This window comes from Streptococcus thermophilus (assembly GCF_010120595.1).
GTDB classification, from domain to species: domain Bacteria; phylum Bacillota; class Bacilli; order Lactobacillales; family Streptococcaceae; genus Streptococcus; species Streptococcus thermophilus.
Genome location: NZ_CP038020.1, coordinates 539,446 through 560,099, shown reverse-complemented (window position 1 = coordinate 560,099; position 20,654 = coordinate 539,446). Strand labels below are relative to the sequence as shown.

Below are 20,654 nucleotides of genomic sequence, written 5' to 3'. Positions count from 1 at the left end.
CCTTTATCTATGCAGTCTATCAATAACAGCTAAAGTTGATTCTAGCTTTTGCCTTGAAATAAAACAGGTGGCTCCATTAGGAAAGTAGATCTGTTTTTCATTTCTATCCACTTTAACAACATTCCTCGGATTGATTGCAAACGAACGATGACATTGTACAAGTCGTTTATCTTGTTTCAAAATGTCTGACAAACTTGCTGTGAACTCCATTCGGTCTGTCTTGGTATAAAGGATAACACGATGAGGGCGGGGAGAAGTCTCGATGTAGTACACTTCATTGAATGGGTATTGTACTTGAGCATATTTGGACTTAAAATAGAATGAATCATCCGATACGGCGCTATTGTCCTTATTGTGAGTATGAAGTAAAGCTGCTTCTATTCGCGATTCAAATTCGGTAACTCCAAGCTCTTTGTCAATATAGTCCAAGGCAGATACCTGGTACCTGAAAGATAAGGGCATAAACTCGGAGTGTGTTGTCACAAAAACAATACTAGCATAAGGGTCAATCTCTCTAATTTGTTTAGCGACTTGAAGTCCTTTTAGTTCGTCTTCCTTAATCTCAATATCTAAAAAGAAGAGCTGATGTACTCCTTTTTCTTCTATTGCTTGAAGTAGCTGATGAGGTTTTCCTGAAATTTCAAATTTTTTCGGAACGATGTTGTGCTTTTCTAACAGCTTAGTAATAATCTTCTCAATTCTCGCTTGTTGCATAAAATCATCTTCTATTATAAAGATATTCATGCTACATCCCTCCTTTGTTAATCCACTGATGCAGTATGTCCTGATAACGACGTCTTGAAAAAGTAAGGCAATGTTCTCCTTTTTCTCCAAGAAAAATACGTTTTTCTCGAGAATTGATAACCTTAATTTTTGAACGGTTAACTAGACTAGACCGATGGCATCTAATAAAACATTCTGGATACAATTCCTCTATACTTTGTAGCTTTTGTAAGCAATCATAAATCTCTTTCTCAGTCACAATTTGAATATAATGTGGTTTAGATGGATGCGATATGATATATAGAATATCTGACAGCAGTACTTTCTTTGTTTCATCCTTGACTTTGATAATCATAAAGTTCATAGGCATATCCTCCTATGAACACTATACCATAAGAGCAACATCATATTCTTGTCAAATCCTAAATGGTTATCCAAACGTCTTGAATGGTAAGATTTTACCATTTAGGAAAGTTAGAAGTACATTCAAGAAATAAAGCTAACTGAATCATCAACAGATGATATAATCAAGTTCCAAAACCACTAAAAAGAAAGGATAAGTATGATCAAAATTTTTCCCCATTCCCTACTAAGTATTTTTGTATCATTAGTCATTCAACATTACTTGTTCATCAGTCAACTTCATTCAAAAATCAAACTTTCTTTCTCTTATTATCCTTACAAATCCTATATTCCTACCACCTATTTTATCATAAAATCAAACTTTTTGACATCAGAGCAGGTGACCTTCTTTTTGGAAGACATAAGAAGACATTCTCAACTGGCAAACATTATCCTTATTGGCAGTAACATTGATTATGAGGAGCTTTATCGCAATCATTATCGAGTCTTTGGTGTCATAGATACAACTGAAAACAAATCATTAACTTTTATTCGAGATCAAATTCATTTTTACCTGGACGGTCTCTATGGTTTGAAGAATCAAGAGAGTGATTAAGTGTCTGAAGCAGAACCTCAAGTTTCCTAACCTTATATTCGTAATCATCTATCCATTTCGTCATAGATTTTTGATTTTTTTCTATTTCTTCTTCCACCTGTTCAAGTGTAATTGCCGCAGTCAAATTCATCTTGGCGTAGTCGTATCGTGCCAGTCTTCGATTTTCTGAATCAGAATTGTTAAGGTTGATCAATACTTCAGCCACCTTATTGAGATAAGCAACCTTATCTTGCAAATCCGTAATGGTCAAATCCAGCTTGGCAATTTCGTTGATGAGTTCGTCTTTGACTTCTTGGTAGGACTGGTTGTTGAGGTCTATCTCGATAAGAAGATTGAGCTCTGCGATTTTATCTTTGAGGCTGGTCCTGGTCGGTCGTCTGCGTTTAGGGATATGCTTGCTGTCGTGAGTGAGCTGGCGGATTAACTCCCGTCCTCGCATGTAGCGGTTGAGGTCAGAGTTCTCTTTATTGTAGATAAAAAACTGAGCGGTCTCTCGGATAAAGACATGGTAGAACTTGCCTTGTTCATTATCATGAATATCCAAGTTGCGGTTTGGTATAAAGACCAAGCCGTCTTTTTTGATACCATAATTGATTCCGACAAAGAGACCGTCCTTGACCAACTTGTCAATCTGGTGCTCCGCTAATGCAACTTCAAACACCTGGACCTGGTCTCGTTTTTCTTTGAAATCCTTATAGGCCGCTAAGAGTTCCTCAATTGGGAGCTTATTCTGGTTCTGCTCTTCTTGGTAGGCTTCAAAGTCTGAGACCAGGTTAACCAAGTCATGTTCTGGTGTGATGCCTCTTTTATCAAAATAATCCTCCAAGAACTGAACATCGTAGAGGTGTTTGATGCTGACCTTTTTATTCTTGATAGAAATGGTTCGACCGTCCTCAGTCAAAGTAAAAGTCACATGTTTTTTCTTAGGAGAGATTGTTAGATTTAACTGCTCTGCCATTTCCAAAAGATGAGAGAGGTCACGGGCTCTAGGCAAGAGAAAATCCAGTCGCTGCTCAATAGCTCGTGTCGCAAACCGCTCTCTGAAATAGTCCTCCGTGTAAGGCTGTCGCTTATCCAACTGATTGCCACGAATGACCTGCCTCATGTCTCGGTCGGTCATGAAAAATCTGGCGTGCTTGCGAGAGAAATCTATCTCCACGTTTAGAGCAGGAGCCTCGGCCATAAAGTCCTCAAAGCTCTTACTGTTTTCCAGGAGAAAATAGAGCCGCTGCTTGAGTTCAAACTTGTGATTGGTCTTGCGGTAGGTTTCAAACCGATCATGCGAATAGCGATTGGGCGGAATAATCTTTGCTCCTGCTTCCTTGGCCAAGCGGTCAGAAATCAGGCGAAGATTCCTCTCCTGGGCGTAGTCCCATTTAAGCTTCTTGTCGGAATGGAGGTCAATGGCATTTATTAGGATATGATTATGGATATGGTCCTTGTCTGTGTGTGTCGTGACGATGAAACGAAAGTTGCCTCCTGTTAATTCCTTGATGGTTTCGTAGCCAATGCGATTGATTTCCTCTGGTGTCAGCTTGTCTTCAGGAGAAAATGATTGAATCAAGTGGTGGGCATGGATTTTGGTCTGCTTGAGTTGCTGGCGGTCGTTTCTGGAATCATAGAGCCGATCATTATTGGTCAAGTTTGCCTGATACATCTCCACCAATTCCTCATAGCTGGGAAAGTCCAAGTAATTGCTCATGCCAAAATCAGAGACCAGTTTCAGCTTCTTCGTCTTTTCTGGATTGAGAATATACTTGATGAGGCTCTTACGATACTTGGTGCTATGCACCGCAAAGTGTTTAGTGACGACCATAAAACTCCTTCAGCTGCTGACACTTTATGTTAAAGTCCTTCTCCACTTCCTTGATGAGTTGGCCAATGCCTTGCACCAAAAATCCACGGTCACTTGGTGTTAAGATGTGAGTCTGGTTGACGGTCCGTGCGATTTGATTGAGGTTGTTTCCGATTCGTCTCAACTCAAATACCAAGTCGTCATAGCTACTGGTGTCAATGGTCAGAAAGGTCATGTTGGGATTGAGCAGAACTTTTCTAGCATAAGCAGAGAAATTTTTACAGCCACTCTGACCGATACGGTTGTTCAGGGTTTCCAACTCCTGGTCTGTCAGAAAGACTTTTTTGAGGTTGGTGCGGTAACGATTTTCCATATCTAACCTCCCATGTACTTGTCACGAAAATCTGGGCTAAGTGGGATAGCCTTCTCCACTTCTGCCATCAACTCCTGCACACAGGCCAAGAGAATTCGCAGGTGCTCTGCCGTGACCTGCTGGGTCTGTTCAGCCAAGATAGTCACTTGTAAAATGTCTCGACTGATTTGTTCAATCTTCTGGGACTGCCAGAGGGCAAACCAATCCGTTACTGCCTGCTTCCTCTCAACCAAGTCCATCAGCTTTTGACGGACAAAGGGAGAGAATTGCTCTGCGTGTTCCTGCTTCATCAGCTCCTGAATCTGCTTCAGTTCTCCTGGTGTCAGATTGATTTCCTTACGGATAATACGATAGTGGTCTGTCATCTCGTTATACTCCTTCTCTACTTGCCTCTATCGGGTCAGCCCCGATACCGTATGGGATACGGGTGCTTCCTAAAAGCCTCAACGCTTCGCTTTTCGGCTTTTGCGAGCTCAGATATTGTGTCCACAATATCCAAAAAATCATATCGCCAGCCGACCAAAACCTTTGAGTTTTGACAACCAACGATAAGATAACTTGGTGGCTTCGCCCCCAAACCCCCAGTAGAAAATCAACACTTGATTTTCATATGAGTGATATAAGGATAACAGGGATGATTTGGAAAAGGTATCACAACATGAAAAATGAGGGTAAGAAAAAAGAGAGCTGACGCTCTCGGAAAAGTTATTCTTGATTAATTATAGAAACATTTGGATTGCCAGTTTTAGAAGCACCAATTATCTTAACTTTTAAAGCTTCGTACAAACTAATTCTATTTTCTAGAATATAAGCTAATTCTTGTCCATCCATAAATAAAATTTTAGCATCTTTATTAGAAAAATCTTGTATTACTTCATCTCTAAAACCATTTATTGAAAGAAACAGTCCCCGAGTCGAAGTTAGTTTTGTATCAACTTTTTGTTTTAAAGAAGCAATTTTCGGAGAATTTACTGGATTTTTTTCCCATTTCATTTCAACTAAATAATCGAAACCTTCAAACCTAAAATAGCCATCTAACTGTTGAGTATTTGTGCTATTTCTATACGAATCATGGTAATCAATATCGTTAATTCTGAATAAATTAGCAACAATTTTTTCTAAACGATATCCTCTTTCTTGAGGATTCTCACTTGAAAATAGCGAATAATACTCCGTTTTTAGTTCTTCAATTTTTTGAAGGCGTTGTTGCTTGAGTTGTATTTTCATTTCCTGTTTTGAACGATGATAAGAATTATTAAGTGTCTCGTTAACCTTGTTCTGTTGAGTATCAACTATCAATCGCTTTAATTTTCTTAACGCATCTAATCCTCTATCTCTATCTTGAACTTCATCAGGAATATTTTTCATCTTATAAAATTCAGTTGCTATTCGTCTAATTATCAATCTTCCATTTTCTGTTTTATTAAGTTCATTTATAACATTTTTCGCCCAAATAAACTTCGGTTCCGATTTCGATTTTAATATTAAATCATTAGGAACTCCCGAAGTTTGCATAAATGAAACAACAGTATCTTTATAGTGAAAACATAATCCAAAACATTGAATAATTTGTTGTTGGATTTCAAAAGATATTTTAGTAATTTTTTCTCCTATCTATCAACAATATTACATTTCATTAATTATCTGTGTATAATAACTTGGAAAATCACTCAATTTATCTTCTAGTCTAGCTGATTTCCGTTTGATTTCATTTCTAATTTGATTCTTACTTACAGAATTAATCTCTTGACCAATAACTTGGACCACAATTCTATCTGAAAAACCTAATTCATAGATATTGATTTCTTTTTCCAGAGGTAGCCCATATTTCAGCCTCTTTATTAACATAGTCAATACGTCCAATTCCTCTCCAACTAGTTCTTCAAGAATATTATTAATCGCATTTAAAACCATTGATGTTTCATACCCTAATCCATTATCACAAATTGAGATTATGTCAGACATATCAATTGGTTTTGACTTACCTCTTTTCTCAATACTAATTGATTTTTCAGTACAACTTTCCAATATTTGAAAATAAGAAATACCCTTAATCCAGAGTTGAGAAATATAATTTAGATTTTCTATACTTAATTTTCTCATCGCCTTGTTATTTGAAAGATCTATTATTATCTTAGTTAAAACACCTAATAAATCTTCCTCCTTCTCACAAGAAAGGATAGAAGTTTTATTTTCCTGAACCCATTCATTTAATAACTCAGATTGATATAATCCAATTGAGTTTTTTGCAATTATTTCAGTTTCTACTAAACTGGTAATTATTTTAGATTTTATCAAGATAAATAATTCTTTTATTTTTTCTTGCTCCTCTTCATTACCTAAGAAATATCCAAAAGTATTTTCAGCTAAACTATCAGTCTCCAATTCAGTAGCATACATAGAAGCAATATAATTTTCAATTGCAATTAGGGTATTATCAATCTGATCTATCTTAGAATTAAAATCCTTAAAATAAGGACTGTTCTGTCCTTTTAATTCTGATAAAATATTATTTATTTTTGTTCTGTAGTCTACAGAACTGTCAAATCTCTCTTTAATCAAACTCCAATAATCAAATTTTATAGGTTCGAATCGATAATCAGTGGGAACTACTGATTTAAACTGTATAATACTGAGAATATTGCTTTGACAACCCTCTGTATTAATAGGATTTAACAATGCTTCATAGTTTTGTTTTTTCCACTTATTTTTTGGTGATTTATAAATATTGGGCTCTGTTAAAATTATTGTTCCTTCTGTATATTTTCCAGCCCTTCCTGCTCTACCTATCAAATTCTGAAAATCACGAACTTTTATTGCATCTCCTGCTTGATACACACTTGAGATAATCAAGTATTTAATAGGTAAGTTTACACCTTGTGCTAAGGTTGAAGTACATACTACGTTATTTATTTTACTTTTTGAAAAAGCATACTCTATAGCAATGCGTATCCCCATAGGTATATCTGAATGATGTGAAAAAACTCCTAGCTGACTACTTGTATATTCAACACTATCATATCCTAAATTTTGACCAATTAAATTTCCTATTTTTTCAACTTCAGACCTATCTGAGTTTTTTAAGAAATCAGTTAGATCATAATTCCTATTATTTAAGTCTATAAATCTTCGTAAAACAACATTGACCGTGTCTTTTCTTCCACAAAAAATTCCTACTCCACCATTATTAATTAGCTTAGTCCCATAATAAATACTTATATCATTTGCGTTTGTCAGTTCTGGAAATACTTTTTGTTTGCGTTCTTTTCCAAGCCGCTCTAATTCACTAACACCAACAGTACGTGGAACAAAAAATTCTTCTTCAAATGTAATAGGATCTATGAAATATAATTGCTCATTACTCCCGTTTAAATCACTAAACGCAACTCTTTTCTCTGTTGTTTTAATCGAATTATTAGAAACGATTACTCCATCTTCGTTAAACCACCGATTTATAGCTTCACTATTTGGTATTACAGCAGAAATTAAAATCTTCTGTATTTCTTTTGGGAAAATTTGTTTAACCGTTGACAACAGTAATTCAAAATTGGTTCCACGACTTGGATCATCAAAAAGATGTGCTTCATCAAATATACAAAGTCCTATTTCATCAATAAAACTTTGATGATTTCTCAATAAAAACAATAATTTCTCTGGAGTAAGTATAAAAACTCTTTTATTACCATCATTAAAAATTGAGAAATCCTGTGGAATCTCCGGTAAATCAAAAACTTCACTAACAATCACATTATTCTCATCAACGAAATGTGCATTAATATCTCGATATATTTCTCTACATAATGCTCTAAAAGGTGCAACAATCAATGCATTATCAATTCTATTTGAATAAAATGCTGATCTTAAAGTTAGATTGATTGAGGCTGTTTTACCCGAACTTGTTGGCATCTGAACGATTCCAGATTTACCTGAAAACATTCCTTTCCTTCCTAATTCAATTTGAGATGGCCAAAGCTCCTTTATGCTTCCTGTTGATTGTATATAATCCTGCCATAAAGAAAAATCTAATCCTGAAAATTCAGGTAATAATTTCGTTGATGAACTATCTATTTTTTTACATACAACTGCTAAGAGACAATTTACAATAATTACAGAAAAATCACTTCCATTCCTATATACTTTATCTTGTAAATCTCTATAAATATCTATAGAAAACTCAGTTTTTGATAAAATATAATTTCTATATGATTCCACTAGAGTATTTAACTCACTAGAGTATTTACCTTCTATTGGCGAATGATTCAAAAAGAGTTTATCTGTTATAACGTCAATAAATACTTTTACAAGAGTTATACTCTCTTCTAATAAGTGCATATCATCCGATATGTAGTTAACCATAACTCTCGAACTACCATTATAATCGCCTAGATAATAAGCTGTGGTACCTAGTATTGCAATATAGTCTTGATATTCAGCTGAATTTCCTAATCCTGACACCAGCAATGCATCAAAATATTCAGCAACATTGTGTAATTGATTTTTTAATTGTGAATCAAAACTCTTATGATTGATATAATCTTCAAAATACTTCCTAGCAGTATCTGCAGCAATTGCTAGTGCCCCAAGAAACGATTTTTGAGCATCCTCTGAAATTGGAATATGACTTTCTAAAGGAATATCAAATTCAATCATCTTTGCCTTTGAACGCACTAATTTTGAAAAATATAATGACTTTCTCCCAAATTCTATCATACCTCACTCGCTTTCGAATAAAGTTCTCTAATAAATTTCATTAATTCATCAGAATGAATGACCAATATTCGTAATTTCTGAAAATCTCTGTGTTTTTTTGAAACTACTGTCTTGATAACATCAATATCATATGATTGATTGGAGTAGACTGCAACAGCTCCATAGATTACATTAAATGGTTTATCCGTTATGTTTAAAAATCTTTCTACTACATTTGCTTGATCACTATTAGATTTCTTTAACCTTAAATAGCTGGCTACAATTGAGGTTGAAAATCGTTCAAAATCTTTATCAGAATGATTAATAGCTTCTTGAAGCTTATTTTTCGCTTTAGAGCTACTAGAATCTGATGCCGATGATTTTACTTCAATAACTACGACCTCATCATTCGATACATTCGAAGAATCTTGCTTATATCCTAGAACGTCACTTCCTTGAGTTGAAGTATCTTTATTGACCCTACTATCATAACGAGTCCTAGGAACCACATATTCTTCAATATACTGAAGATAATCAGATACTAATATTTCTCCAAAATCACCTGACATCGTTGAAAGGCCAATACCACTATCCGAGGGTAATTTAAAATTTTCAAGATACTCTTTAGGGGAGATATTCATAAAACCTATCATTTCAGCAAGTTCATCATCAGAACAATAATTTCTTCTGAATTGTTTTGCCCAATCTTCAAAAATTTCTGGGTCATCTTGAATGTCTAAGTGAAGAATCTCAATCTGCTTACCTTCATCAGTAATAATAGGATCTTCTTGAGTTAGATACTTTATATAACTATGCATCTTTTCCATTACTTTTACTCATCTCCCTCATCCGTCCTTCTCCCACCCTCAGCATCTCCTCCTCTATCTTGCTCCATTTTCCAAAGAGGCATTCTTGTAGCACTTCTGCCGCGGAGCCTTCATCAGTTTCAGAATCGTAGATACAAGTTCTATCTCTTTGATAAATCTGAATTTGGTCAAAGAGTTTATCGCTTTCGAGCTCCTTTAGGTTATCAACCAAGTTCTCTACAATCCCATCATGGTGTTTTTTTGGGGTTGCTCTGGCCTGATTGGGATTGATGGCATAAAGTTCTTCGTAACGAATCAAGGTGCTGAGATAAGAAAGCTCTGGTTTGGTGCCAATCACAGCTAAGGAAACTTGGTAGCCTTTAGAACGGAGTAATTGAGCAGTCTTACGAGGAACTTGAGTAGTTCGCAAGGTTCCCTCAATCAGCAAGTGATAACCCTGCGTGCTGAGCTCGTCAACCAGATGTTCTACCATTTTTCCTGCAAATCCCTTGGTATAGTCCACGCTGTCCTTGCCATACTTTTCTTGCAGGGCTAAATAATTGGGATGCTGAGAACGGTAGCTATCACCATCGATGATAATGATATTGCCTTGAAATTCTTTTTGCTTGATACGATGAATAGTCGTCTTACCTGCTCCGCTTTGCCCGCCAAGCAAGATGGCTTTTGGTTGTTCTGGAATCGTTTTGTCTCGGGTTAAAGCCCGAATGGTTCGCTGCAAGGCCTTCTGAAACTCAGCCTCACTAAATTCTTCCAATCTCATTATGCCAGCACCCGATGATGCACCATGTCTAACATCCGCTCAATACCATCTAAATAGCCATTGTAACGCTCTATTTCATCGAAAGTATCGACAAGATAAATTTTCGTGTTAATCAATTCGGCCAAGTCATCACTCATGAGAATCCACGGATTCGATTCATCATCAAAAGCAATATCTTGACTATCTTGGTATCTATAAAGCTTTGATAAAATGGCTGCTCCACGTTCTTTAATGATCTCGATTTTTAAGGTCAATTGGTAATCTTCAACAGGTGTTAGCATCTTGTCCTCCCCGACAATATCAACATAAGAAACATTAAATTTCTGACAAATACAGTCGATGAGTTCTGTTGAAACTTTACTGGTTCCATTTTCATAGCGACTCAGGCTATTGCGGGAAATTCCAACCATTTTCGCAAATTCTGGCTGTGTTAAATCGTGTGTTCGGCGTAGTGATTTTATATTGTCTCCGATCATAGATAAAGACCTCCTCATATTTGCTTTCATTATACCATAAAAACGGATAACGCACCATATTTGGTGCGTTATCCGTTTCAGAATGAAGACAAACATCTCGACTGATGTTTGTCTTTTTCTGTTTATTGGTCTGATAGTCAGTCTTTTTGCCAGAATCGTGGCTATTTGTACAATATAAAAAGGCTTCCCTGCCCTCATTTTTACCAATTTCTTGAGATTTAAACACGCCAAAGTCAGTCCAACCTTATCTTGCATTTTGGACTTGCCTTTCTCTCTTGTATAACGAAGATTGTGGTACTCTTTGGCTGTCCCAAAGAGGCGTTCAATGGTTTCTTTGCGCTTCTGGTAGAGCTCCTTCATACCTTTCCTGTGCCGAATCTCTTCACAGGTTTCTAAAGCCTCTTTCCAAATGTGTCGAGTTACCACTTTCTGCTTGTTCTTGCTTTCTGTACAAATTGATAGAAGTGGACAACTAGCACAGATAGCTGGATCACTCTTATATTCCCGATAACCTTCCCTGATTGTAGTGCGATAGGTTAAGACTTGATTCTCAGGACAGATATAACAGTCATAGTATTCATCGTAAACAAAATCCTTCGAGCGCAGTTTTCCCTTCTTCCCTTTCGGACGAGTGTAAGGAAAAACAGGAGTAATCTCTTGTTCCAGAAGGAAGTGAGCGATACTAGGGGTCTTATAGCCAGAATCGGCAATGAGAAAGCTAGGTTGAAAGGGCTGGAGCTTGGCGAAGAGTGCAGGAAAGGCCTGACTGTCATGGACATTGCCAGCCTCAACGCTATAAGCCAGAGCCCAACCATACTTGTCACAAGCCGCCTGAGCTGTGTAGGCAAATACTTCCTTATGGTCCCCTTTATGAAACCAACCACTTTCTGGGTCGGTTGTAGAAATTTTCTTAGCGACGGGCCCCTCCTCTTTTGCGGGCCCTAGCGGCTTTTTTGCATGCTTTTCTCTATCTCTATTGATTTCAATCTCTAACTGCTCACTCATAAACTTGGCTTGCTTTTCAACTTCACGATTGATGAATTTGCGATTATTCGCCGCAGCTTTGATATGGGTACCGTCAATGAAAATTTCTGTCGGATCTATGAATCCTGCATTGACACAGAGACCTAAGATATGGGTGAAAATGCCTTCAATGACCTGTCTATCTTGGAAACGACGGACATAATTCTTTCCGTAGGTAGTGAAATGAGGCACCTTATCATCCAGTCGAAGACCAAGAAACCAACGATAGGCAGTGTTGACTTCAATTTCCTTAATGGTTTGACGCATGGAGCGAATACCGAAGAGGCATTGAAGGATAGGAATTTTAATGAGCAGAACAGGGTCAAGACTAGGGCGCCCTGTATCATCGCTATAGCTGTCTGCGACTATGTCATAGATAAAGGAGAAGTCAATAGCTTCCTCTATTTGACGAAGGAGATGATCTTGAGGAACAAGGTCATTTAAACTGTAGAAACCAAATTGACCGCGATTGTAGTCTGGGTTTTCTTTGTGTAACATAGCGATTCTCCCGCTGTTTATTAGCTAGTATTCCTATCTCTATTATACTACTTTACATATGAAAAAGCCGTTAGAAATACAATTCTAACGACTTTGTCTTCAATCTGAAACGGATAACGCACCATATTTGGTGCGTTATCCGTTTTTAGGTTTCTTCGATTGCTTAAACTGCTCTATTCGCTTCTCCAACTGCTCAGTATTCAGTTTATTTTTCGCTTCTTGGATTGATTTATCAAGACTTTGTTCCTCATCGGTGATAATGTCACTAGATATTTCCACTCTCTCACTAGACTTGAAACTTGAATCAAAGACCACATCTAGGAGTTGCTCTACTTTAGTTAGTTCACTATCTGACATCTCTGAAAGTCGATGGATCAGTCGTTTAAATCGGTCTTGATTCTGTGTTTTCTTTTGAAAAAATTTCATTATCTTCTCCTTAAATTGTAAAAAGGTAGCCCGAGGACTACCTGATTTATAAATCATCAATGGCTACTGAAATAGCCTGTAACTTTTTATTTTGGATTTTCTTTTCATCAATCAATTGATGAAGTTTTTCAATTTGCGTCTGACAGGCGGAAATATCCTTGTTATTTTGTGCAATGGTATCTGCCAAGTGCTGTTTGTAGTCACTTGTAATATTTACCTTCTTCGGCTGATTTTGTTTAACTTTTGATTCAGGCATCTGTACATCTTTAGATTCTGACTCCTTTTGTTGCTGTTCAAAAGCAGCCACATAATCTACTTCTTCAATTGGTTTTTCATCCTGTTTATGAAAAAGTGCTGCGATTTTAGCTCGTTCTTCATGGGACGATGTTGGTTTCACATCGTCTAGTGGCTGATCAAAATTCCATGTTTTACTCATTCTATATCCTCATTTCTGTAATTTGGTTGTAGTGTAGTTTCTTTACCAAAGGCTTGTTCTAGTGCTTCATGAAATGACAACTGACTAGATTGTTGCCGTTTGATAAATGTACTGTACATAGCTGTTTGTAGTTGGTTACGATAGTTTTCCAATTTCTCCGTCTCACGTGAGACCTTTTCTTCTTGCCTAGCTACTTTTTCAGCCAGACGTTCAATCACACTCATAAGGTGTCCTCCTTGTCACTTTCTAGATTATGATAGCGGACTTGATTTTGTTATCACAATTCCAAAACACACTTTCGTTTTGGTGGAGGATGATTCTTATTGACTTGTGCTTGGGCTGTTTGGATAAAATCACTTATGGATAGTTCACTCTCCTGTTTCACAATATCATTCCAATCTGACTTTGTTTCAAGGCCCTGCAATGGTGGTAAATCTTGAGAAATCGGAAGTCCTTTATCTGACAGTTTCTGACAAAATTCTCTCCCTGCATCATCGTTATCAACAGCCATTGTTATGACGTTTGAATGAGTTTGAAAAAAGGTTGTCGTCTCTTGTATTGCCTGAAGATAATGGCTAAGTCTGATTGGTTTTACTGTATCTAGAAATGACATTTTTCCTTGTTTCTCTGCTGCTAGACGCAAGGTCTGATAAGCAATCACTGAAAGTTTTAAGCCTTCCATTGACACCAAGCGAGTATCTAATAATTGCTTTTGGTGAAGCTGATAATAACTCATCATATCGATAACTGATTCACAAAAAATGAGTCGCTTGGGATTCCCAATATCGAAACTAATACCGACATGGCCATGAGATCCATTCATGATTTTCTTCAAATAACCACGTTTGTGTTTTTCTTCATTTTTGACGAGACCCTGAAGGCTTGCGGCCTGTAATCTACCATTATGGTCATAGCTTTTAAACACTAAAACCGACTCCGCTTGATAAATAGCTTGAGCAAGCAATCCTTGTCTGCCAAAGGTATTAATGGTCTGATCACTTAGACCCCGAATGTCTTTTAAGTAAATACGTGCTTTCTGAAAGGGTTCTTCACGCAAATAATATTGAAACGGTTGATACGTTTCTTCTATCACCTTAGCTTGTTCAAAGCCTCCAGTTTCAAGATAAGATACAGCCTCTTTGAAAGTAACACCTGCTACTAATTGAACAAAGTCTATCACATCCCCTTGTTTATCTCTTGAAAACCATTTAAAAGTATTGGTATCCGCAAAAATCCGAAAGGAATCATGTCTGGGTGTTCATAAATGTGTCCTGATAAACGTCTGAAGGAATAACCCAGACTTTCAGCCACATCTAAAATGGCCTTTTGTTTTACTGCTTTAATTCGTGTCATCTTGTCTCCCTATCAAAAAAAGCAGAAGACTGTCTCCTGCTAGTTGTTCTCGCTAGTCGTTGTTCCTTGAATCGTTGGTATGCTGGAATTAGCACCATTTGTGGCTTCTTCCATGTCCTCCAGTTTCCCATTCCAAATGGTCAACTGATTAACCAGGAGCTTGTCGGAAACTTTGGAGTAGGATAACATAACCGTCTTGGTTTCTGTCTGAGTGGTTCGCTGTTGTTGCTCACTCAAATCAGAAACATAGGTCACTTGATAGGTAACTTCCGCAAGTGCAACATTGCTTTCTGTATTGACAAAGATACTGGCTGATTCGAATCGGTAGTCAAGCATATAATCTTTATATACTTGATTGATCGCTTTATTCTGATTTGCTTCCTCTTCTGAAAATGCCGAGTCCGTCATGTAGGGCTTGATACGAGTGTTATTTTCTCCTAGTTGGACCTTTGTGAAATATTGTGTGAGAAATTCTTTGACAAGCTCATCTGATAGGACTGTCGCTCTTTCCTCCTGCTTTTCCTTTGTCATAAGTTTATTGGCTTCTGCTCGTATTTGGTGCTCAGTTTGTTTTGAAACGGATTGTGAGCTAATCGTATAGCCAATCATGACCATAAAACTGACTGCGATTAAACCTCCTACTCCAATCAGAAATCGAGCTTTCACTTTATTTAACATGGCTTACTCCTTTATTAGTGATAGCCACATCATAACAAGATTATCTTGGAAAATTTATCACAAGCAAAAGGACTACATAATATTCATGTAGCCCTGCTTTTGGCAGTAAACTAGTAATAGCCCTACTAAATCATTACTGTGCTCAGTTTAAAATTAAGTTAATAAATTTGGATCATATAGTGAAATGTATACACTCAAAATTTTAACAAAATAACATTGTATTTAGAACAAAAAATAATAATTAGAATTACATATAAAATTCTTATTTTAGCATCTGAATAACAACTCGACTTAATTCCTCAACTTGTTCGGAATTAATTTCAAATAATCCCTCGACCAATAAAATGCAAAAATTACTATTTTCAAGAGAAACTACAATTTCTGTGCCTGCTTTATTTTCAGGTTTTACAATAGATAATAATAATGATTCATTAACACTGAAAGATTTTTGAGAATATATTAATTCAGAATATTTCCCTTCAGGACTAAATTTAAAAATCGACTGTTCATTTTGAAAAACTCCTCTAAAATCGATTAATTCTAAAAAGCTGTTTTTAAGTTCATAGATACCAATAAATAAAATTAAAGGCAGTGTTCCTTTAATGAGTTCTAAACAATTGGCTCGATGTTTAATTATCGCTTCTTGTACTTTAGCCTCTAAAGTCTTAATTGAATCTGCTAACTTATCACCATAATTCACAAAAATATTGAGATGCTCTGCTAAACAAGTCAAAAATTCAGTATTCTCATTAATTGTTAATATGCACAAGTGTCTCAAATAACTCTCATCAATAAACTTATATCCTTCAGAATCAACATAATTATCTAAACATAAGAAATAACCTTTAAGTTCAGTAATACTGTAGACATCACTATTTAGATGAATAACTTGTTGGAACTCATCCATAAGTTTGAGAAAAGCAATATTGGTTAAATCCAAGTACTTTTGTCGGAGTTTATATAAATCAATGTTCTCTCTTATGTAGATCACCTGTTCTGGAGGAACAACATTTAAATCTGCAAAATTGATATCAATAGTAGATTCAAACGGCTTTTCTACATTAACTTTAATTATTATTGTTAGATAATCAAATGGTGAAAAACCATGAAAATATGGATTCAACACTTTCGATGGGATTCCATCATTTTTTCGCATATTACAATTATAACAAGTTGGGACCAAATTGATAGGGGTAATCGAAAGAAATGGAAACTTACTCTTAGGAAGAATATGGTCCAGTGTGACTTGGCTATACGCAAACGAACAATCGCAAATCGGGCATCGTTTCTCAACTAGCTGTTCCATATATTCTCTGTACTTAAATGATGTTCGTCCACTATAATATTCCGAATAGTAATTTTGAATACTCGAAAAAGTATAATTGTCATCATCTTCAGTTGTTATTCGTAAGTTAGAAAGGTTATCATAACTGTCGTTATATTCTTTTTCATAGTATGATAGCAACGAAACAATAGCATTAAAATTATCTTCATCATCAATGTCTAACATTTCTACAAAATCTACCGATTCATATCTTAATGTATCTAAAATCTCCTTGACAGTGATATCCATTCCCTCAATTTTTCTCATTCGCTAGTTCCTTCTAAAAATAAATTGATCAGTAATCTGGCCTCACTACCAGAAAAATCTAGTAACTTCCTAAGTTCACTTTTACCATTTTCAACAAATTTCAATCTTTCAATTAAATTATAGTACCCTGATTGTTGAAGACCAATATTGAATATCTGATCATTAATTACATTTATATTTTCTCCAAACGTTTTAAAATCAACTGACTTTATCAAGTATTCTCCACGATAGTCACGATAAGCCTGCTTTACACACCTATTAGGAAACTCTTGAAGAGTAATTGGGGAATGTGTGATAATAAAACCTAAACCATTTACTGAACTTACAATATCAGAAATGAGACGAACATATGATTTAACCATCGGAGGATGTAGAAATAACTCAGGTTCATCAATAAATACAACCGTTCTTTCCGTTAATTTCAAAATAAGCTGTGTCATTGTTAATAAAAATATTTTTTGTCCTGAACTAAAATTTTTGATTTTTTGATATGTCTCATCATAGTTTTCATAATCAAATCCACTTGTGATTGAACCGTCGCTCTCAACTTCGTCAGATCTGGTTAAATCATTTTTAAAAATATAAATAAGGTTATATCCCCATTCTTCAAAAGAAATACGTTCTGTTGCTTCTAGCCAAAGTTTAGACTTATCTACACTAAGTTTAATCTTTTGTAAACTTTCCATGATATCATCAGTGATTCTATCGCTAATTTTTGTATTTCCATTTACTTCTCTATCATAATTTAAAAGACCGATATATTCAAACCTTTCTCTCTCCTCTGGATTTAATTCTATTTCAAACTTCTCATCAAATGGGCTGAATGAACAGTACAAAATTTTCTTCATGATATTCGCATCATCTTGTGTGTCAAATTCGCTATTTTCTATTGTAATTTCAGAAGATTTATTGAAAATAGCTTTTGATAATTCTCTGATAAAGCTTGTTTTACCACTCCCATTTCCTCCAATGATACAAAAAACATTATTCGAAACTGATATAGGCAACGACTTATCATCCAGCCTAACAGAAACATTATCCTTTGGTTTTACATCAACTTCAAAAACAGTTTGACTTCCTTTTTTTATTGTAAATTTATAAGCAGAAAGAAAAGATTTATTGATTGTCAATCTATGTAGGTTATTCAATGATTCTTTCCATTCGGATAACGCTTGATCTCTAAAAAATGAACGATCAAACATACCTATTAAATTCTCAGGGTTGTCTTCATTATCAAAGTTATTATCTAATTCATAATCTACTATAGCTTCTTCATATTCATTTTGTAACTCTCTGTATTCTGCTATGAAATTATCGCCTTTATAGACAATATCTCCTGTTAATGTAAACCATCTGTTTAAACCTTCATCCTCTAAGGTGTCTGAAATGAATTGATAATACTCTTTTGATTGTCCAAATAAAAAATATTTACCTTCCTCTTCAATTCGATTTTCTTGAATTCTGCGAAAGTTTTCATCTGTATTTGGATGAATCTTTACAAAATAACTTTTCTCCTCTGAATCTCCATTAAAAATTAATTCTGCTGTTTGTTTGTAACCATAATCATCCCATGTATTATAACGAAAAGAAATCCTAGACAAGAATTCTTCAATATTCATTTTTTTACTCCTAATTTTCACTACTTTTAATAGTATTATATCAAAAAGTTAATTTCGTTCGCTATATCTGTCAGATAAATATCATTACTATAATATTTTTAGATTGAAATTTTTTTATAAATTATAAATATAGTATTTCTCATAAAAAACAAAACTGATATCACTAGAATTCCTACTTTTTAAGGAATAATAATTGTCTTTGTTAGCTAATCTAATCTATTTAAAATATAAGTTGCTAGAATTACTTGCTTTCCCATCAAAATAGGACTACCTAAAATCAGGTAGCCCTATTTTCATGCCATTCTACTTCTCACAACTTTTGTCACAATACCAAGTGCCAGCAGAATATTAAAAACAATAAAAAATCCAGTAAAACTCCAAATACCATTGGTGGCTAAATCTTCTGTATATAGATACCTTTCCGTAAAGAATAGGTTAATTCCATAGATTTCTATAAAGACTAATCCACTGATGAGTCCGATAAGAAATAAAGCACCTGAAACTTTCACAATCTGATAAAGGACAAGTAACATCAATCCTATTACGACGATGATTAAAAGGCTTTGTAGAATTTGATCCAACATCTTACACCTCTTTCTAGGACAAGTACTTACGGTAATAGTTAGCTTGCTCCTGGTCAAGTTCATCTAGTTGGGCAACCAAATCAAGGTATTCTGCCTTCGTCACCTCATCTAAGTTTGGAAAATCATTCTCACGACTTGTGATGATGAGTTCCAGCTGTCCAGTAATTTCACGCTTTGAAAAGCTATAATCAAGAGTTTCATCTTCATACTGTTCCTTTAAAGTTTGGTAGTTCACCCTATCTTCTGGACTTGTATAGCCTTGTGCCAACCATTCTTCAAGTTGATAACGCATTTCTTCTAGTGTTTTGGTCATGGTCTGTTCTCCTTTTGTGATTTCTTGACTTCATTTTACCGCGTTCAAAAATATTTGTCAGCCTTTTTTCTTATATCTCGAGTGCTATTTGTTGCTTCTTTTGGGGTGTTGTATCTTCACTAAACTTGGCCAAAGCTGCATCTATCTCTTCAATCTCTGCTTCTTTTTCAACCAAGGGAGCTAAAACATCATACTTAGCCTTTACAAGCTGATAGTCCTCCTCCTTTGGAAAGACTTTTTCAACTTCTACTTTGGCTACTCGTAGCTTATCTTTTAAATCCTTTACCATCTCTTCTGTCTTTTCTTGGTCATCCAAAATATGGTCAATGGCATTACTAATTCGTTGAATAGTTCCCACGTCTGATTTCAAATCTAAGGTAACAGTATAGTGGTTGTCACCAACAATCATTAAAGAGACAGTCTCTGGCAAGGGCTCACTAGGACCACGTGTTGTCATTTTCAAATCAAATCCTCTAAAGTTGGCCAGAGTCCGAACTTCCTTAGTTTCTGAGCGGTTATAGGTAATGAGTTTACGCAAATAGTCCCCAGCTTCAGCACGATTATCCATTACTTGATTGTCAAATCGCATGACAAAATCTTGCGACTTTGTTGCCAAAGATTGGGCAATATCTTTATCATATTGACTCAACCGTTTTTCCATAATAGGGAGGTGCTTCTCGCTATAGGAAATGGTATGGCGATATACATCTTTTGAGCGATTAAAAGCTCGTTTTTGATTTTCTAAAACTGTCAGTTCATTTTCCAATTCCATTTTGAGCTTAAGATAGGGATTACCAGTGGCTAAAGCCTTAAAGTCAGAAGCAGTCATGGTTTGTTCATCAATGTCTTCAGCTGATCTCACAGGATCTTTTGAGGTCATTATCTGCGTAATATATTTGAGCTTATTCTCCTGTGTCTGCCAGAGGTAATTGTCGAAGCTCCCTTTAGTAATATAGTGATAAATATCTACCTCCTGGTGCATGTTTCCCTGACGAATCAATCTACCATTTCGCTGGACAATATCTGAGGGACGCCATGGAACATCTAAATGGTGAACAGCTTTCATGCGTGATTGCACGTTTAGACCCGTTCCACCTTTTTCAGTCGAAGCCATGAGAATCCGTACTTCTCCGCTATTGACCTTTCTAGACAGTGAGTTTTTCTTTTCATCAGTATTGGCATCATGGACAAAGGCAATTTCTTCTTTTGGAATCCCTCGATCAACCAGCAAAGCTTTCAGTTCGTTGTAGACATCAAACCCTTCTTCCTTACTTTTAGGGGTTCCAATATCAGAGAAAATCATCTGAGTGGCTTTGTCTTCAGCTCCATCACGGTAAATCCACTCGACATTATCGACCACTTGAAGGATTTTCTGATTATCCGATAAAGTATAGGCAGGGTCAATCAACCGCATATCAATAGCTAGTTTTCTGGCTTCTCCTGTGTAGGGTAGGATACTAGCGAGGTAGTCATTGCGACCCCTTTTCCATTATCCCCCCACCGAACCGGACATGATACTTTCGCATCATCCG

Annotated in this window: 18 protein-coding genes and 3 pseudogenes; all 21 read right to left on the bottom strand. The window is 35.8% G+C overall.

The window, feature by feature from the left end:
* Window positions 1-3: 3 nt before the first annotated feature.
* Window positions 4-744: a response regulator transcription factor gene (locus E3C75_RS02995; protein WP_111679174.1), complete on the bottom strand. Its 741-nt coding sequence runs from the start codon at window positions 742-744 to the stop codon at window positions 4-6.
* A 1-nt stretch (window position 745) separates the two neighbouring features.
* Window positions 746-1,087 (bottom strand): LytR/AlgR family response regulator transcription factor, encoded by a 342-nt coding sequence (locus E3C75_RS02990; RefSeq protein WP_024404826.1) that lies wholly within the window; start codon window positions 1,085-1,087, stop codon window positions 746-748.
* Window positions 1,088-1,613: 526 nt separating this feature from the next.
* Window positions 1,614-3,497: an SAG1250 family conjugative relaxase gene (locus tag E3C75_RS02985; protein WP_111679172.1), complete on the bottom strand. Its 1,884-nt coding sequence runs from the start codon at window positions 3,495-3,497 to the stop codon at window positions 1,614-1,616.
* Entirely contained in the window at window positions 3,484-3,849 is a 366-nt protein-coding gene (locus tag E3C75_RS02980) for a plasmid mobilization protein (RefSeq protein ID WP_039671039.1), read from the bottom strand. Before E3C75_RS02980 ends, E3C75_RS02985 begins: the two co-directional genes overlap by 14 nt.
* A gap of 2 nt (window positions 3,850-3,851) precedes the next feature.
* Window positions 3,852-4,214: an SAG1252 family conjugative relaxosome accessory protein gene (locus E3C75_RS02975; protein ID WP_111679170.1), complete on the bottom strand. Its 363-nt coding sequence runs from the start codon at window positions 4,212-4,214 to the stop codon at window positions 3,852-3,854.
* 340 nt (window positions 4,215-4,554) lie between these two features.
* Window positions 4,555-5,451, bottom strand: coding sequence for a restriction endonuclease (locus E3C75_RS02970; protein ID WP_133264092.1), 897 nt, complete (start codon window positions 5,449-5,451; stop codon window positions 4,555-4,557).
* A gap of 24 nt (window positions 5,452-5,475) precedes the next feature.
* Window positions 5,476-8,559, bottom strand: coding sequence for a DEAD/DEAH box helicase (locus E3C75_RS02965; protein WP_111679166.1), 3,084 nt, complete (start codon window positions 8,557-8,559; stop codon window positions 5,476-5,478).
* Window positions 8,556-9,365 (bottom strand): Hachiman antiphage defense system protein HamA, encoded by an 810-nt coding sequence (locus E3C75_RS02960; protein WP_039670299.1) that lies wholly within the window; start codon window positions 9,363-9,365, stop codon window positions 8,556-8,558. Before E3C75_RS02960 ends, E3C75_RS02965 begins: the two co-directional genes overlap by 4 nt.
* Window positions 9,349-10,125: a type II toxin-antitoxin system toxin PezT gene (pezT, locus tag E3C75_RS02955; protein ID WP_111679164.1), complete on the bottom strand. Its 777-nt coding sequence runs from the start codon at window positions 10,123-10,125 to the stop codon at window positions 9,349-9,351. The genes E3C75_RS02960 and pezT overlap by 17 nt, the downstream gene beginning before the upstream one ends.
* A complete protein-coding gene (gene pezA, locus E3C75_RS11450; protein ID WP_306433669.1) occupies window positions 10,125-10,799 on the bottom strand; it encodes a type II toxin-antitoxin system antitoxin PezA in 675 nt (224 codons plus the stop codon). Before pezA ends, pezT begins: the two co-directional genes overlap by 1 nt.
* Window positions 10,779-12,122, bottom strand: a pseudogene (locus E3C75_RS02950) (IS1182 family transposase); the annotation flags it as partial. The gene pezA and the pseudogene E3C75_RS02950, both read right to left, overlap by 21 nt.
* A 135-nt stretch (window positions 12,123-12,257) precedes the next feature.
* Window positions 12,258-12,548 carry a hypothetical protein gene (locus E3C75_RS02945; RefSeq protein WP_162173398.1) on the bottom strand — a complete coding sequence of 97 codons (291 nt, stop codon included), beginning with the start codon at window positions 12,546-12,548 and terminating at the stop codon, window positions 12,258-12,260.
* A 46-nt stretch (window positions 12,549-12,594) separates the two neighbouring features.
* Window positions 12,595-12,984 (bottom strand): DUF5945 family protein, encoded by a 390-nt coding sequence (locus E3C75_RS02940; RefSeq protein ID WP_039670295.1) that lies wholly within the window; start codon window positions 12,982-12,984, stop codon window positions 12,595-12,597.
* Window positions 12,981-13,208, bottom strand: coding sequence for a DUF5965 family protein (locus E3C75_RS02935; RefSeq protein WP_111679158.1), 228 nt, complete (start codon window positions 13,206-13,208; stop codon window positions 12,981-12,983). The genes E3C75_RS02940 and E3C75_RS02935 overlap by 4 nt, the downstream gene beginning before the upstream one ends.
* Window positions 13,209-13,261: 53 nt before the next feature.
* Window positions 13,262-14,337, bottom strand: a pseudogene (locus E3C75_RS02930) (DNA primase).
* 39 nt (window positions 14,338-14,376) lie between these two features.
* Window positions 14,377-15,015, bottom strand: a complete 639-nt coding sequence (locus E3C75_RS02925) for a peptidylprolyl isomerase (RefSeq protein ID WP_111679156.1) — start codon at window positions 15,013-15,015, stop codon at window positions 14,377-14,379.
* A gap of 262 nt (window positions 15,016-15,277) precedes the next feature.
* Window positions 15,278-16,606 (bottom strand): HNH endonuclease signature motif containing protein, encoded by a 1,329-nt coding sequence (locus tag E3C75_RS02920; RefSeq protein WP_111679154.1) that lies wholly within the window; start codon window positions 16,604-16,606, stop codon window positions 15,278-15,280.
* Complete coding sequence (locus E3C75_RS02915) at window positions 16,603-18,225, bottom strand: AAA family ATPase (RefSeq protein WP_111679152.1); 1,623 nt, start codon at window positions 18,223-18,225, stop codon at window positions 16,603-16,605. The genes E3C75_RS02920 and E3C75_RS02915 overlap by 4 nt, the downstream gene beginning before the upstream one ends.
* A 293-nt stretch (window positions 18,226-18,518) precedes the next feature.
* A complete protein-coding gene (locus E3C75_RS02910; protein ID WP_111679150.1) occupies window positions 18,519-18,809 on the bottom strand; it encodes a DUF5966 family protein in 291 nt (96 codons plus the stop codon).
* A 13-nt stretch (window positions 18,810-18,822) separates the two neighbouring features.
* Window positions 18,823-19,122 (bottom strand): DUF5962 family protein, encoded by a 300-nt coding sequence (locus E3C75_RS02905; RefSeq protein ID WP_111679148.1) that lies wholly within the window; start codon window positions 19,120-19,122, stop codon window positions 18,823-18,825.
* 70 nt (window positions 19,123-19,192) lie between these two features.
* Window positions 19,193-20,581, bottom strand: a pseudogene (locus tag E3C75_RS02900) (helicase-related protein); the annotation flags it as partial.
* Window positions 20,582-20,654 lie beyond the last annotated feature (73 nt).